The organism is Micromonospora sp. IBHARD004, assembly GCF_052814115.1.
In genome coordinates, this window is sequence record NZ_CP199934.1 from 4,230,505 (window position 1) to 4,244,383 (window position 13,879).

A 13,879-nucleotide genomic window follows, 5' to 3' on the forward strand; every position below is an offset into this window, starting at 1 on the left:
CGCGAGGATCAGGCGGGCCCGCGGCCCGGTCAGATCCCCTCTGCCGTCGGTGGTGGCGGCGCGGCGCCACGCAGCACCAACGCGCTGTTGAAACCGTCGAAGCCGCGTGCGCCGACCAGCGCGATGCGGCTGCGCGGCCGGCGGGGCGCCCGCAGGAAGTTCAGCTCGCAGCCCTCCGCGGGCTGCTCGGGGCCGGCGGAGGCGGGCAGCAGGTCGTGCCGGAAGGCGAGCAGCGCGGTCGCCGCGTCCAGGGCGGATCCGCCCTGGTGGGCCCGGCCGGTCAGCGGCTTCTGCGTGGTCACCTGCGGGTTCCGGAAGCCGAACACGGCGCGCAGCGCGGCCGCCTCGGCCCGGTCGTGGGCGGGCACGCCGAGCGCGTCCGGCCAGACCACGTCCACGTCGTGCGGCCGGACGCCGGCTCGGTCCAGGGCCAGCCGCAACGCCCGGGCGTAGTGCGTCGGGTCGGGGCCGGCCTCCGGGTCCGTGGGGGCGGCGTCGTGGGTGGCGGCCCAACCGGTCACCTCGCCGTAGATCTGGGCGCCCCGGGACAGCGCGTGCCTCAGTTCCTCCACCACGAAGACCGCGCCGCCCTCGGCGGGTACGTACCCGGCGGCCCCCACGTCGAACGGCCGGTACGCCCGCTCCGGGTCGGCCACGTCGCTGAGCAGGCCGGAGCGGAGCTGGCAGGCCAGCGCGTACGGGCTCAGCGGGCACTCGGTCGCCCCGGCGATCACCACCGGGGTGCCCCGACGGATGGTCCGGACGGCGTGGGCGAGGCTGTCCAGCCCGCCGGCGGACTCGGCGACCAGCACCCCGCACGGCCCCTTGAACTGGTGGTGGATGGAGAGCTGCCCGACGCTGGCCGCGTAGAACCAGGCGATCGACTGGTACGCCCCCACCGTCCGGGTCGGCCCGCCCCAGAGCCGTTGCAGCTCCCGCTGCCCGAACAGGTTCCCCCCGGACGAGCTGGCCAGGGTGACCGCCCAGCCGTACGGGTCGGGGGCCTGCTCGGGCAGGCCGGCGTCGGCCAGCGCCAGCCGGGTGGCGGCGAACCCGAGATGCGTCCACCGGTCGGTCTGCACCCGCTGCCGGCCGTCGGCGTACCCGGCGGCGTCGAAGTGGGGCACCTCCCCGCCGACCCGGGTGGGGTAGCCGGTCGGGTCGAAGAGGGTGATCGGCCCGATGCGCCGGGTGCCGGCGAGCACGGTCGCCCAGTGCGCGTCGGCGCCGACGCCGCTCGGCGCCACCACCCCGATCCCGGTCACCACCGCCCGCGCGGTCATGCCGTTGCCGCCAGCCGGCGGAGGACCATCGCGGACTGGAAGCCGCCGAAGCCGCTGCCGACCGAGAGCGCCACGTCCACCGGCAGCTCGCGGGCCTCGTTGGGCACGTAGTCCAGGTCGCACTCCGGGTCGCGGGTGGTCCAGTTCGCCGTGGGCGGCACCACGCCGTACTCGATGGCCAGGGCGCAGGCGGCCATCTCGATCGAGCCGATAGCGCCGAGCGAGTGCCCCACCATCGACTTGATCGAGCTGATCGGCACCCGGTACGCGGCCGGGCCGAGCGCCCGCTTGAACGCCGCGGTCTCGTGCCGGTCGTTCTGCCGGGTGCCGGAGCCGTGCGCGCTGATGTACGACACGTCGCGCGGAACGAGCCTGGCCTGCCGCAGCGCGTCACCGATGGCGACGGCCATCTCCACCCCGTCGGGGCGCAGCCCGGTCATGTGGAAACCGTTGCTGCGGCTCGCGTATCCGGCCACCTCGCAGTAGACGTGCGCGCCCCGGCGGCGCGCGTGCCCGGCCTCCTCCAGCACCAGCACCGCGGCGCCCTCGGCCAGGACGAAACCGTGCCGGTCGGCGTCGAACGGGCGGGAGGCGTGCTCCGGGTCGTCGTTGTCCGGGCTGGTCGCCCCGATGGCGTCGAACGAGGCGACGGTGACCGGCGAGATGGGCGAGTCGGTGGCCCCGGCCAGCACCACGTCGGCCTCGCCGTCGGCGATGAGCTGGTGCGCGTAGCCGATGGCGTCGATGCCGGAGGTGCAGCCGGTGGAGACCACCTGGGCCGGGCCGTGCAGGCCGTGCCGGCAGGCCACGTCGGCGGCCAGGCTGCTCGGGACCAGCGCCTGGTAGAGGTACGGCCCCCCGAGGGTGTGGTCGACCAGCCAGTGCCGGCCGCTGTCGCTGACCCGGACGTACTCCTTCTCCAGCGCCATGGTCCCGCCGACGGCGGTGCCGAGCACCACCCCGGCGCGCTCCCGCTCGGCGTCGGTGAGGTCCAGGCCGCTGTCGGCGAGCGCCTCCGCCGAGCAGGCCAGGGCGAACTGCACGTACCGGTCGGCGCGCCGCCGCTCGGCCAGGGTGATCCCGGCGGCGTCGGGGTCGAAGTCGCACTCGGCGGCGATCCGGGAGCGGAACGGCGCCGGGTCGAAGAAGGTGATCCGCCGGGTCGCCGTGCGCCCCTCGGTGATGGCCTTCCAGAACCGGTCCCGGGTGGCGCCGCCCGGGGCGACCACCCCGATGCCGGTGACGACGGTGCGCCGGCCGGTCACGACGGGCCCCGCTGCGGCGCGACCTCGGTGTCGACGTGGCCGAGCTCCGGGCGGGGCGCGAGTGGGCCGAGGTGGAAGACCACCTCGGCGGGCTCGTCGCCGGTGTTGCGTAGCCGGTGCCGCACGAGTCGCGGCACGAACAGCGCCTCCCCGGACGCCAGCGGCACCGGTTCGTCGTCGAGGTCCACGGTGATGGCGCCGCGCGCGACGTACAGGAACTCCTCGCTGTAGGGGTGGTAGTGCTCGGCGATCCGCTCCCCCGGCGCGAGCGCGGCCACCCCCATGAAGCCGGAGGTGCTGCCGACGGTCTTGGGCCCGAGCAGCACCCGCAGTTCCCCGCCGCGCCGCCGGTCGGCGGCGACGTCGCGGGCGGCGATGACGCCGATGACGGTCTCACTCATCGTCGCCCCCCTGGTGCAGCCGCTCGATGCGCTCCTTGATGACGGCGAGCTGGACCCGGCTGTTGGCGTTGATCCGTTCGGCCATCCCGGCGTTGTCGACCGGCGCGGTGGGCCTCATCGCGAAGTCCTGCACCCAGGTCATCCGGGTGCCGTCGGGGACCTCGTCGTAGCGCCAGTGGATGCGCATGTACTCGAACGGGCCGGTCTCCACCCGGTGCGCCCGTACCTGCCGGGTCGCCGGGTGGGCGGTGCGTTCGCTGACCCAGCTCCAGGAGATCCCGTTCTCGTCGGGGTGCATGGTGAGCCGGAACCGGACGGTGTCGCCGGTCTGTTCCAGGATCTCCACCACGGCGTACTCGGTGAACAGCTCGGTCCACCGGGCGACGTCGTTGGTGACCCGCCAGACCAGCGGCAGCGGCGCGTCGATGACCACGCTGTTCTCGGTGTGCCCGGCCTGGTCGGCCCGGCGGGCCACCAGGTCGGCAACGCCCGCGATGCTGAGCTGGCCGGCCTGTTCCGGGATGCGCACCCGCCACCGGTCGGCGACGACCGCGGAGAGTTCGAGCAGGGCCAGCGAGTCCATGCCCAGCTCCTCCAGGCTGGCGGCGGGGCTGCGGGCGGCGGTCTCGGCGTCCAGGCCGCAGTGCGTGACCAGGATGTCGGTGATCTCCGTGGTGAGCGTTCGGTCGGGGGCGACGGTCATCGGGTCCTCCTGACGGATGTGCCGGGCGGGTTGGCGACGGTGGCCGCGGCGGGTACGGCCCGCGCCGGTACGGGGGCACCGGTCGGGGCGCGGTCGGCGAGCAGCCGGTCGACCAGGCCGGTGGTGTGGCGGGCCTTGCGGAAGGCGGCGTCGTCGAGCACCCGCCGGATGAAGGGGATGGTGGTCCGCACGCCGGGGCCGGCGACGTCGAACTCGCCGAGCGCGCGTTCCAGCCGGTCCAGGGCGGACGGCCGGTCCGGCGCCCAGACCGCCACCTTGGCCAGCAGCGAGTCGTAGTGCGGGCTGACCAGGTACCCGGCGTGGCCGTGGGTGTCGACCCGGGTGAACGGCCCACCCGGCGGCCGGAACCGGTCCAGCCGCCCCGGCGTGGGTGCGAAGTCGTGGTCCGGGTCCTCCACGTTGACCCGGCACTCGACCGACACCCCGTGCAGCCGGATCTCCTCCTGCCGCCAGCGCAGCGGCACCCCGGCGGCGATGTGCAGCTGCTCGTGGACCAGGTCGATGCCGGTGACCATCTCGGTGACCAGGTGCTCCACCTGGATCCGGCAGTTGATCTCCAGGAAGTGGCACCGCTCCGCCTCGTCGACGAGGAACTCCACGGTGCCCGCGCCGGTGAAGCCGACCGAGAGGGCGCCGCGCAGCGCGGTCTCCGCCAGGGTGTCCAGGGTGGCCGCGGAGAGCGCCGGGGCGGGCGCCTCCTCGACCAGCTTCTGGTGCCGGCGCTGCACCGAGCAGTCCCGGGTGCCCAGGTGCACCCCGCTGCCGTGGCCGTCGCAGAGCACCTGCACCTCGACGTGCCGGGCGTCGGTCAGGTACCGCTCGACGTACACCCGGTCGTCGCCGAACGCGACCTGGGCGGCGGCCCGGGTGCGGCCGTACGCCCGGGGCAGCGCGGCGGCGGAGCGGACCACGGTCATCCCGCGTCCGCCACCGCCGGCGGCGGCCTTCACGATCACCGGGTACCCCACCTCGGCGGCCACGTCGAGGGCCTCGGCGACGGTCGGCAGGGTCCGTACGCTGCCCGGCGGCAGCGGCAGCCCGGCCCGGCTCATCAGCGCCCGCGCGGTGGACTTGTCGGCCAGCGCGGACATCACCTGCGGCGGCGGCCCGACGAAGACGAGGCCGTTCTCCGCGCAGATCTCGGCGAAGTCGGCGTCCTCGGAGAGGAAGCCGTAGCCGGGGTGGACGGCCTGCGCGCCGGTCTGCCGGGCCGCCTCGACGATCGCCGCCGCGTTGAGGTAGCTCTGCCGGCTCGGCGCCGGTCCGATCCGGACGGTCTCGTCGGCCAGCCGCACCGGCAGCGAGTCGGCGTCGGCGCTGGAGTGCACCACCACCGTGCGCACGCCCAGTTCCCGGCAGGCCCGCAGCACCCGGAGCGCGATCTCGCCCCGGTTGGCGATCAGCACCTTCTCGAACATCAGCCACCCCGCTGCCCGGCCGGCTCCAGGACGATCAGCGGCTGGTCGTACTCGACCGGCTGGCCGTCGTCCACGAGCACCTCGACCACCCGCCCGGCCTGGTCGGCGGTCACCTCGTTCATCAGCTTCATCGCCTCGACGATGCCGATCACCTGGCCGGGACGGATCAGGTCGCCGACGGCGACGAAGGGCGCCGCGCCGGGTTCCGGGGCCCGGTAGAAGGTGCCGACGACGGGCGCCCGCACGGCGAGCCGGCCGGGCTCGGGCGACGGCGGTCCGGCGGACGGCGCGGGCTCGGGTGCGGGCCCGGCCCCGGGCGCGGCCTGGGCCGGGACGTGCCACTCCACCTCGAGGACGGTCTCGCCGCTGCGCAGCCGGACCCGGCGCACCGGGCCGGCCAGCTCGGCGACGAGCCGGCGGGCGTGCCGGCGCAGGCCGTCGAGGGCCGCGTCCGGGCTCTGGGGAACATTCATCGCCGCACCGCCGGAGCTCCGGCGCGGGCCGCGCCGAACCGGCGGAAGCGTTGCCGCCGGCGGCGGACCAGGGTGGCCGGTGGCACGTCGAGCAGCGGGGCGAGGTTCACCGCCACCGCCCGGGCCAGCAGTTCGGCGGCGCCCGCCGGGTCGTGGTCGGCGGCGGGCGACGGCTCGGGCACCACCTCGTCGACCACGCCGAGCCGGCACAGGTCCGGCGCGGTGAGCCGGAGCGCGCGGGCGGCCTGCGGCGCGGCGGAGCTGTCCGGCCAGAGGATCGCGGCACAGCCCTCCGGGCTGATCACCGAGTAGACGGCGTGTTCGAGCATCAGCACCCGGTCGGCGACGGCCAGCGCCAGCGCGCCGCCGCTGCCGCCCTCCCCGGTGACCACCGCGACGACCGGGGTGGGCAGCACGCAGAGCGCCAGGATGTTCTCGGCGATCGCCGCCGCCTGGCCCTGCTCCTCCGCGCCCACCCCCGGGTCCGCCCCCGGGGTGTCCACCAGGGTCACCACGGGCAGGCCGAGCCGGGCGGCCAGGCGCATCAGCCGCAGCGCCTTGCGGTGCCCGGCCGGGCTGGCCATGCCGAAGTTGCGGGCCACCAGCTCGCCGGTGGTGTGTCCCTTCTGGTGGCCGATCACCATCACCGGCCGGCCGTCGAGCCGGGCCAGCCCGCCGACGATCGCCGGGCAGTCCGCGCCGAGCCGGTCGCCGTGCAGCTCGACGAAGCCGTCGAAGGCGCTCTCCAGGTAGTCCAGGGTGGTGGGCCGGCCCGGGTTGCGGGCCGTGCGCACCGTCTCCCAGGCGTCCCGCCCGGAGCCGTCCGCCGCCTCCGGCGACGGCCCGCCGGCCGGCGCCGATGGTCGCGGCGCCGGCTCCTGCCGGGGTACGGGCGGGCATCGACGGATCCCGCGGCCCTCCCGGGCGGCGGCGAGCAGCGCGGTCAGCCGCCCCCGCAGCGCGTGCCGGGGCACCACCATGTCGACCTGCCCGTGCCGCAGCAGGAAGTCGGCCGTCTGGAAGCCCTCCGGCAGCGCGGCGCCGGTGACCTGCCGGATCACCCGCGGCCCGGCGAAGCCCATCCGCGCGCCGCTCTCCGCGAGCACCACGTCGGTGTTGGTCGCGAACGAGGCCGCCACCCCGCCGTACGTCGGATCGGTGATCACGCTGACGGTGAGCAGCCCCGCCTCGCGCAGCCCGGCGACGGCCTGGCTGACCGTGGCCATCTGCATCAGCGACAGCGCGCCCTCCTGCATCCGGGCCCCGCCGGAGGCGGTGACCAGCACCAGGGGCACCTCGTCCGCGAGGGCCCGCTCGGCGGTCCGGGTGATCAGCTCGCCGACCGCGCAGCCGAGGCTGCCGCCGAGGAAGCGGAAGTCCATCACCGCCAGCGCGATCCGGTGCCCGCCGACGGCGGCGGTGCCGCAGACCACCGCCTCGTCCAGCCCGGTGCCGGCCCGGGCGGCGGTCAGCCGGTGCGGGTACGGCAGCACGTCGACGAAACCGATCGGGTCCACCTCCACCGCCCGGTCGGGCAGGGCGGCGAACGAGTCCGGGTCGACCAGCTGCGCCACCCGCGCCGGGGCGTCCAGTCGGGAGTGCGTGCCGCACTCCGGGCAGACGTCGAGGTTGCGGCGCAGCCGTTTGCGGTACAGCAGCGAGGCGCAGCCGGCGCAGCGGGACCAGAGCTGCTCGTCGTGCGGCGCGGTGGTGGTCACGGCCGCCGTCCGGGGGCGTCGTACCGGTAGAAGCAGTGGGCGATCGCGTCCCGGGGCGACCGCCAGTCCGGCAGGTACGGCGAGATGAACGGCCGCAACCGCGCGCTGACCCGGACGAACTCGGGATGCCCGCGGGCGTCCTCCACCGCCCCCTCGCCCGGCAGCTCCGTCTCCATCAGGTGGACGTAGAGGTCGTGCAGCCGGTACAGCGAGCGGTGCCGGACGCCGACCAGGCGCGGCAGCTCCGTCGCGTCGGACTCGGCGAAGATCTCGGCGACCTGGTCCTCGGCGGTGGGCACCACCTTCGCGACGATGAGCGAGCGGTCCATGAGGCGTCTCCCCCTCGGGCAGGTTCCGGTGCGGCCGGACGACTGCCGACACGATCCCGCTTTGGACGTCACCGCGGCGTCACGCACTGCCGCCGTCCCGCGTAGACAGGTCGTGACGCTGCGTTGACGGAAACTGTGCGTAGGCTATGCGCCCACTCACGGCACCCGTCACATAGCGATAAATATTCGCAGTTCAGGACCGCTGTTACCGACCGTACGGGACGGTCACATTAACGACGAATAGGTTGACCCAGTGTAATCGTGATTGATAATCTCCGTCTTGGTCAGCCCGGACGGCGCCGACATCCGACGCCGCCGCCGCGAGCCGTTCCGACACCGGCGTCGCGGGGCAGCCGCGCACCGGGGCAACCAAGGACGGTCGGGACGAGAATCCCGGGGGCGGGGGTGCGCCGGTGACCGGTCATTCCACAGTGCCGATGGCCGGCGCCGGACCCGCGCCGCGGGTGTCGTTGCAGCTGCTCGGCGGTTTCCGGCTGCTGCACGACGACGCGCCGGTGGTGGTGCCCCGGGGACTGCAACGGGTCATCGCGCTGATCGGCCTGCGACCGGCCGCGACCCGCAGCCACCTGGCCGGACTGCTCTGGCCGGAGACGTCCGAGGAGCGGGCGCTGTCGTCACTGCGTACCGCGCTGTGGCGGCTGCGCCAGGACCCGTGCTGTCCGCTGCTGACCAACGGGGACACCGTCCGGCTCGACCCGACCGTCCACCTCGACACCGACGAGCTGGTCGACGTAGCGGCCCGGGTCCGCGACGGGGAGGTGCCCGACGCCGTCCGCGTCGCCGGCCGCCACGACCTCCTCCCCGGCTGGTACGACGACTGGGTCCTGCTGGAACGCGAACGGCTGCGCCAGCTCCGGCTGCACATGCTCGAACAGCTGGCCGGCAACCACCTCGCGGCGGGCCGGCACGGCGAGGCGCTGGAGGCGGCGCTGGAGGCGATGGCCGCCGAGCCGCTCCGCGAGACCCCGCACCGCCTGGTCGTCCGGATCCACCTGGCGGAGGGGAACGCCTTCGAGGCGGTGCACGCCTTCTACGTCTACCGCGACCTGCTGCTGCGGGAGCTGCACCTGGAGCCCTCCCCGGCGATGTGCGCGCTGCTCGACGACACCCTCGCCCCGATCCGGCACGCCACCCGCCCGCCCTCGCCCCGCCCCGGCGTCACCGGCCGCTTTCCCCGCGTGACGGGGAGGTGACAGCGGCCGGGCATGGTGGCCCGGAACGGTGTCCGACGTCCTCGGGCTGGATCAGGGGCACCACCGGCGAGAGGGGTCCCCGATGAGTCGTCTGCTGATCGTCAGCCGGATCGTCCCGGGAGCGGAGGGGCGGGTCGCGCAGATCTTCGCCGAGTCCGACGCGACGGAGCTGCCCGGCCTCACCGGTGTCCGGCACCGGTCGCTGTACTGCCTGCACGACCTGTGCGTGCACCTGATGGAGACCGTGGACGTCGACCCGGACGTGGTGGCCGGCTTGCGCAACCACCCGCTCTACCGGCAGGTCAACGAGCGACTCTCCGCGCACACGTCGCCGTACCTGCCCACCTGGGGCTCCCCCCGGGACGCCATCGCCGGCTGCTTCTACACCTGGGACGCCGCCGCCGCGCCGGCGTCCGACCCGGTGTGCTGAGACCGGCGTCCCGGACCCGCACGGCACACGCTCGGTCATCCCGTCACCACCCGCCGGCACGGCGTGTCCCAGCAGGGACGCAAGCCGCCCACCTCCCTGTCGTCCACGACGTACGTGTGCGAAGCTGCCCCCGGTTTTTCTCACGACTGTCGTTCACGTACATAAGAGGGAGGTTTGCCGTGCCGTCGACTTTCGGGCAATGGCTGATCCTGATCCTGGCCCTGCTGGTGGGCCTCGCGGGCGGGTGGGTGCTGCGCGGTCGCCAGGCGGCCGCCAGCCCGACGGCGCCCATCGTGGAGGGTGACCCGGTGGCGCCAGCCGCCGAGGTCAGCGCCCCGGCCACCGCCACCGTCGACCACGAGCGGCCGGCGGCCGTCGTGGACGACGTCCCCCCGCCCGCCGCGGTCACCGAGGAGCCGGCCGCGGCCGAGTACGACGCTCCCCCGGCCGCCGCCACCCTGGCCGCCAACGCCAGCACCCTGCCGTCGACCGAGGTCGACACCGAGCGGACCGAGGCCACCGAGGCCGCGCCGGCCGAGGTCGAGACCGCACCCGTGGCCAGCGAGCCGGTCGAGGAGTCCGCCGTCGTCCCGGCGCCCCGGGCCGCCGCGGAGGACGGCTTCACGTCGGACGCCGTGACCACGCCGACCCAGCCGGAGCCGGCCGCCGCCGTGGCGACGAACGGCACCGCCCCGGCGGAGACCGCGGACGACTTCCGGCGGATCCAGGGCATCGGGCCGAAGCTGGCCGCCGCCCTGCAGACCGCCGGGATCCGCACCTACCGTCAGCTCGGCGACCTGGACGAGGCGGCGCTGCGGGAGACCATCCGCGCCGCCGGCCTGCGCGCCGCCGCCAGCCTGCCCACCTGGCCGCAGCAGGCGCGGGTGCTGGCCGGCGCCGGCGCCGAGGCCGACCGGGCGCTCCCGGCCGGGACCGGCGAGAACGCCTGAGTACCGTCCCGGGCCGGTGGTGACGATCCGTCGTCGCCACCGGCCCGGGGTCACCGGGCGACGGACTCCGCGTACTCGGTGCAGACCGCGTCGAGCATGTGGCGCGCCTCCGCCGCGCGCACCGGGTCCGGATTGTCGAGCGTGATCAGGGCCTTCCACAGCACCCAACCCCGCCCGCGGGCCCACGTCCCGTCGTCGACGGCGAGCGCGGCGCGGAACGCCGACCGGCTCGCGCCGGACAGCAGCGTCCAGGCGACCGCCAGGTCGCAGGCCGGGTCGCCCACCCCGCAGCAGCCGAAGTCGATGACGGCCGCCAGCCGCCCCTCCCGCACCAGCAGGTTGCCCCACGCGACGTCACCGTGGAACCAGACCGGCGGGCCGGACCAGGTAAAGCGCAGGGCGGTCGCCCAGATCTCGGTGACCGTGCCGACCGGGATCCGGTCGCCGAGCGCCTCGATCGCCCGCCGGGTCTCCGCGTCGTACGTCATCAGCGACGCGCCCCGGAAGCTACTGTGCGCCCCGGCCGGCGGACCGGCCGCGGGCTCGGGCCGGTGCAGGGCGGCCAGGAAGCCGGCCAGCGTACGGGCGAACCCGTTGAGGTCGCCGATCCGGTCGACGCGCGCGGTCTCCCCGTCGATCCAGCGGTGGACCGACCAGGGGAACGGATAGCCCTCGCCGGGCTCGCCCCGGGCCACCGGGGTCGGCACGGTCAGCGGCAGCCGCGGCGCGAGGACCGGCAGCCAGCGGTGCTCCTTGTCGACCTGCGGCACGTACCCCACGGCGCTGGGCAGCCGCACGGTCATCGCGTCGCCGAGGTGGAAGGTGCGGTTGTCCCAGCCACCGACCGCGACCGGTCGGACCGGAAGGTCGGCCCAGCGCGGGAACTGCGTGGCGATCAGCCGGCGCACCAGCGCCACGTCGATCGGCGGAACCCGGGGCGGCGGGCTGTCGTCCTGCGGCCTCATCCCGGTCAGCGTTCCCGGGCGCCTGGTCCCTCGCAACTGGTTTCCGGCCGCGACGGTCCCTCGGCCGAACCGGATCGATAGGCCAAAACCGGACACACTGCCCAGTGGTCGTCGCTACCGTCGGTGAGGTCCACCGGCCCGCCGCGCCGATCCCGTACCGCAGGAGCAGCCCGTGCCCGTCGCCACGCCGGACCAGCCCGGGAAACGGGACCGGCCCCCGGTACGCGACCCGGAGTCACCCCGCCGGGTGACGCTGCTGGAGCTCTTCTTCGACCTGGTCTACGTCGTCGCGCTGGCGCTCGTCTCGCGCGGCATGGTCGTCGATCTCAACTGGGAACGCGCCCTGCAAGCCCTGCTCATCCTGATGGCGCTCTGGTGGACCTGGGCGATCACCACCCTGGTCACCGACGTGTACGACCCCGAGCGCACCGAGATCAAGCTGTTGGTCACCGCGGTGATGTTCGGGGCGCTGCTGATGACCACCGCCATCCCGGAGGCGTTCGGCAGCCGAGGGCTGGTATTCGCCGCTACGTACGTGGCGATCCATCTCGGTCGCGGCCTGTTCCTCATGCCGACGGTCCGGCACCACCGGCAGACCCAGCGGCGGGCGGCGCGGATCTTCATCTGGTTCGCCATCTCCGCCGTGCCCTGGATCGCGGGCGGGCTCGTCCACGACCGGGCCCGGGAGGCACTCTGGGCGCTGGCGCTGGCCATCGACTACCTCGGCTTCCGGCTCGCCTACCCGGTGCCCGGCCTCGGCGCGGTGCCGGACGCCCAGCGCAACGTCACCGCCGAGCACCTGTCCGAGCGCTACCAGCAGTTCTTCATCATCGCCCTGGGCGACGCCATCCTGACCATCGGCACCGTGTTCAGCCTCTACCACTCGGAGGCGGAGAACATCGGCGCCTTCGCGGTCGCCTTCGTCACCACCCTGCTGCTGTGGCGGATCTACGTGCACAAGTCGGGGGCGCTGCTGCCGCACGCCATCTCCGCCTCGAAGCAGCCGAGCCGCTTCCTGAACACCGCCCCGTACACCCATCTGCTGATGGTGACCGGGGTGGTGACCACCGCGGCCGGCTTCGACCTGGTGCTGCACGAGCCGACCGGACGGACGCCGCCCGCCTGGATGGCGGTCATCCTGGGCGGGCCGGCGCTGTTCCTGGTGGGCCGGGCGTTCTTCGAATACGAGGTGTTCAGCAGGGTCTCGCTGTCCCGTCCCGGCGGCCTGCTGGCGCTGCTCACCATCGCCCCGGGCGTGCTCTTCACGCCGCCGCTGGTCGCCGCGACCGGGGCCATGCTGGTGCTCGCCGGGGTGGCCGTCGCCGACTACCTGCGCAGCCGGGGCCACCCCCCGGAGGAACCGAAACCGCCGCACTGAGCCGACCTACTGGGGCGAATGCGCCGGCATGGTCGTAAACGGCCGTCCGACCGCTCCCCGCCACCGTTAGCCGTTCGCCGGGATTGGGTACAGGTTCTGCACCTCGAATCCACCACAACCCCCGTGGAGGCAACCCATGCGCGGCACCTCGATACTCGGAGTCCTGGTCGTGATCTGGCTGATCATCGGCGCGATCGCGGCCGGTCAGCGCGGCTACTACAGCAACGACGAGACCAACTGCGCGGAGGCGGGCACCATCCTGGTCACCATCGTGGCCGGCCCGCTGAACTACATCGGCGCCAACCCCAAGGTGGACTGCAAGCTCCCCGAGCCGTCCAAGTAACCAACCCCCCGCTCCTCCGGCCCGCGCCCGCTCCCCCGAGGCGCGGGCCGTTCCGTGCCCCGGGTCGGTCGGGTCACCATCCGTAGCGCGTCCTAGGAGGCTGGGCTCTTCGTCGGAGTTTGCCGACCGGCCTGCCGGGAACCGCCAGGATCCCCCGCGGACGGAACGGGAGATCCGGCGATGCAGATCGGCTACAAGCTGGCCTCGGAGGCATTCGGACCGCATGAACTCATCCGCCAGGCGGTCCGCGCCGAACAGGCCGGCTTCGAGCACGTGGTCGGACAGGGCTTCCCGAGCGTACGCGGACGGCACGAACGGCTGCGCGAGGCGCTGGAGATCATCCGGCTGCTCTGGCAGGGCGGCTACCAGTCGTACGAGGGGAAGCACCTCCAGCTGGAGGACGCCCGGGTCTTCGACCTGCCGGAGACGTTGCCGGTGATCGCGGTGGCGGCCGGCGGCCGGGCCTCGGCCGCGATGGCCGCCGAGCTGGGCGGCGGCCTCTTCGCCACCGAGCCGAAGTCGTCGATCGTGGACCACTACCGGGAGGCCGGCGGTCAGGGCCCGCGCTACGCGGAGGTGTCGATCGCCTGGGCCACGGACGAGGAGCAGGCGGTCCGCGCGGCCCGGGAGACCAGCCGGTGGGCGATCACCGGGTGGAAGGTGATGAGCGAGCTGCCCAACCCGGTCAACTTCGACGCGGCCACCTCCTGGGTGGAGGACCACCACGTCCGCCAGCAGTTCTCCGTCGGCCCGGACCCGGAGGTGCACGTCGCGAAGGCGCGCCCCTACGTCGAGGCGGGCTACGACCACATCGTCATGCAGAACGCCGGCCCCGACCCGGACGGCTTCCTCGACTTCTTCGCCGGCGACCTCAACGCCCGGCTGCGCGCGCTCGGCTGAGCCCACCCGGCCGAGCCCGGCTGCGGGCCCGGCGGCCCTTGCGCGGTAGCCGGGCGCAGCCCGGCGGGCTCCGGGGTGCGCGTACCGG

The 13,879-nt window shown here is 74.5% G+C and carries 15 protein-coding genes; 6 read left to right on the forward strand and 9 right to left on the reverse strand.

Going from position 1 to position 13,879, the window contains the following annotated elements; genetic code table 11:
• Positions 1-29: 29 nt before the first annotated feature.
• Genes ACTWO6_RS20690 through ACTWO6_RS20725 form a run of 8 tightly spaced genes read right to left on the reverse strand, consistent with a single transcriptional unit; the run spans position 30 to position 7,611 of the window.
• Positions 30-1,283, reverse strand: coding sequence for a beta-ketoacyl synthase N-terminal-like domain-containing protein (locus ACTWO6_RS20690; protein WP_446215467.1), 1,254 nt, complete (start codon positions 1,281-1,283; stop codon positions 30-32).
• Positions 1,280-2,548 carry a beta-ketoacyl-[acyl-carrier-protein] synthase family protein gene (locus tag ACTWO6_RS20695; protein WP_446215468.1) on the reverse strand — a complete coding sequence of 423 codons (1,269 nt, stop codon included), beginning with the start codon at positions 2,546-2,548 and terminating at the stop codon, positions 1,280-1,282. Before ACTWO6_RS20695 ends, ACTWO6_RS20690 begins: the two co-directional genes overlap by 4 nt.
• Positions 2,545-2,949: a cupin domain-containing protein gene (locus ACTWO6_RS20700; protein ID WP_446215469.1), complete on the reverse strand. Its 405-nt coding sequence runs from the start codon at positions 2,947-2,949 to the stop codon at positions 2,545-2,547. Before ACTWO6_RS20700 ends, ACTWO6_RS20695 begins: the two co-directional genes overlap by 4 nt.
• Complete coding sequence (locus ACTWO6_RS20705; protein WP_446215470.1) at positions 2,942-3,652, reverse strand: SRPBCC family protein; 711 nt, start codon at positions 3,650-3,652, stop codon at positions 2,942-2,944. The genes ACTWO6_RS20700 and ACTWO6_RS20705 overlap by 8 nt, the downstream gene beginning before the upstream one ends.
• A complete protein-coding gene (locus ACTWO6_RS20710; protein WP_446215471.1) occupies positions 3,649-5,091 on the reverse strand; it encodes an acetyl-CoA carboxylase biotin carboxylase subunit in 1,443 nt (480 codons plus the stop codon). Before ACTWO6_RS20710 ends, ACTWO6_RS20705 begins: the two co-directional genes overlap by 4 nt.
• Positions 5,091-5,564 (reverse strand): acetyl-CoA carboxylase biotin carboxyl carrier protein, encoded by a 474-nt coding sequence (accB, locus tag ACTWO6_RS20715; protein ID WP_446215472.1) that lies wholly within the window; start codon positions 5,562-5,564, stop codon positions 5,091-5,093. The genes ACTWO6_RS20710 and accB overlap by 1 nt, the downstream gene beginning before the upstream one ends.
• Positions 5,561-7,282, reverse strand: a complete 1,722-nt coding sequence (locus ACTWO6_RS20720; protein ID WP_446215473.1) for an acetyl-CoA carboxylase carboxyltransferase subunit alpha — start codon at positions 7,280-7,282, stop codon at positions 5,561-5,563. Before ACTWO6_RS20720 ends, accB begins: the two co-directional genes overlap by 4 nt.
• Positions 7,279-7,611 carry a TcmI family type II polyketide cyclase gene (locus ACTWO6_RS20725; RefSeq protein ID WP_446215474.1) on the reverse strand — a complete coding sequence of 111 codons (333 nt, stop codon included), beginning with the start codon at positions 7,609-7,611 and terminating at the stop codon, positions 7,279-7,281. Before ACTWO6_RS20725 ends, ACTWO6_RS20720 begins: the two co-directional genes overlap by 4 nt.
• Before the next feature lie 413 nt (positions 7,612-8,024).
• Between ACTWO6_RS20725 and ACTWO6_RS20730 the strand changes: the two genes are divergently transcribed.
• The 3 genes from ACTWO6_RS20730 to ACTWO6_RS20740 all read left to right on the forward strand — a co-directional run bounded on the left by ACTWO6_RS20730 (position 8,025) and on the right by ACTWO6_RS20740 (position 10,205).
• Positions 8,025-8,825, forward strand: coding sequence for an AfsR/SARP family transcriptional regulator (locus ACTWO6_RS20730; protein ID WP_446215475.1), 801 nt, complete (start codon positions 8,025-8,027; stop codon positions 8,823-8,825).
• Positions 8,826-8,907: 82 nt separating this feature from the next.
• Complete coding sequence (locus tag ACTWO6_RS20735; RefSeq protein ID WP_446215476.1) at positions 8,908-9,255, forward strand: TcmI family type II polyketide cyclase; 348 nt, start codon at positions 8,908-8,910, stop codon at positions 9,253-9,255.
• 179 nt (positions 9,256-9,434) lie between these two features.
• Complete coding sequence (locus ACTWO6_RS20740; RefSeq protein WP_446215477.1) at positions 9,435-10,205, forward strand: hypothetical protein; 771 nt, start codon at positions 9,435-9,437, stop codon at positions 10,203-10,205.
• A 50-nt stretch (positions 10,206-10,255) separates the two neighbouring features.
• Here ACTWO6_RS20740 and ACTWO6_RS20745 read toward each other — a convergent pair whose 3' ends face one another.
• On the reverse strand, positions 10,256-11,170 hold the full coding sequence (locus ACTWO6_RS20745; protein WP_446215478.1) for an aminoglycoside phosphotransferase family protein: 915 nt from the start codon (positions 11,168-11,170) through the stop codon (positions 10,256-10,258).
• Positions 11,171-11,342: 172 nt separating this feature from the next.
• Between ACTWO6_RS20745 and ACTWO6_RS20750 the strand changes: the two genes are divergently transcribed.
• The 3 genes from ACTWO6_RS20750 (at position 11,343) to ACTWO6_RS20760 (ending at position 13,791) form a co-directional block, all read left to right on the forward strand.
• Positions 11,343-12,548: a low temperature requirement protein A gene (locus ACTWO6_RS20750; RefSeq protein WP_446215479.1), complete on the forward strand. Its 1,206-nt coding sequence runs from the start codon at positions 11,343-11,345 to the stop codon at positions 12,546-12,548.
• A 136-nt stretch (positions 12,549-12,684) separates the two neighbouring features.
• Positions 12,685-12,891 (forward strand): hypothetical protein, encoded by a 207-nt coding sequence (locus tag ACTWO6_RS20755; protein WP_446215480.1) that lies wholly within the window; start codon positions 12,685-12,687, stop codon positions 12,889-12,891.
• Between the two features lie 180 nt (positions 12,892-13,071).
• A complete protein-coding gene (locus tag ACTWO6_RS20760) occupies positions 13,072-13,791 on the forward strand; it encodes a TIGR03557 family F420-dependent LLM class oxidoreductase (protein WP_446215481.1) in 720 nt (239 codons plus the stop codon).
• The last annotated feature ends 88 nt before the right edge of the window (positions 13,792-13,879 follow it).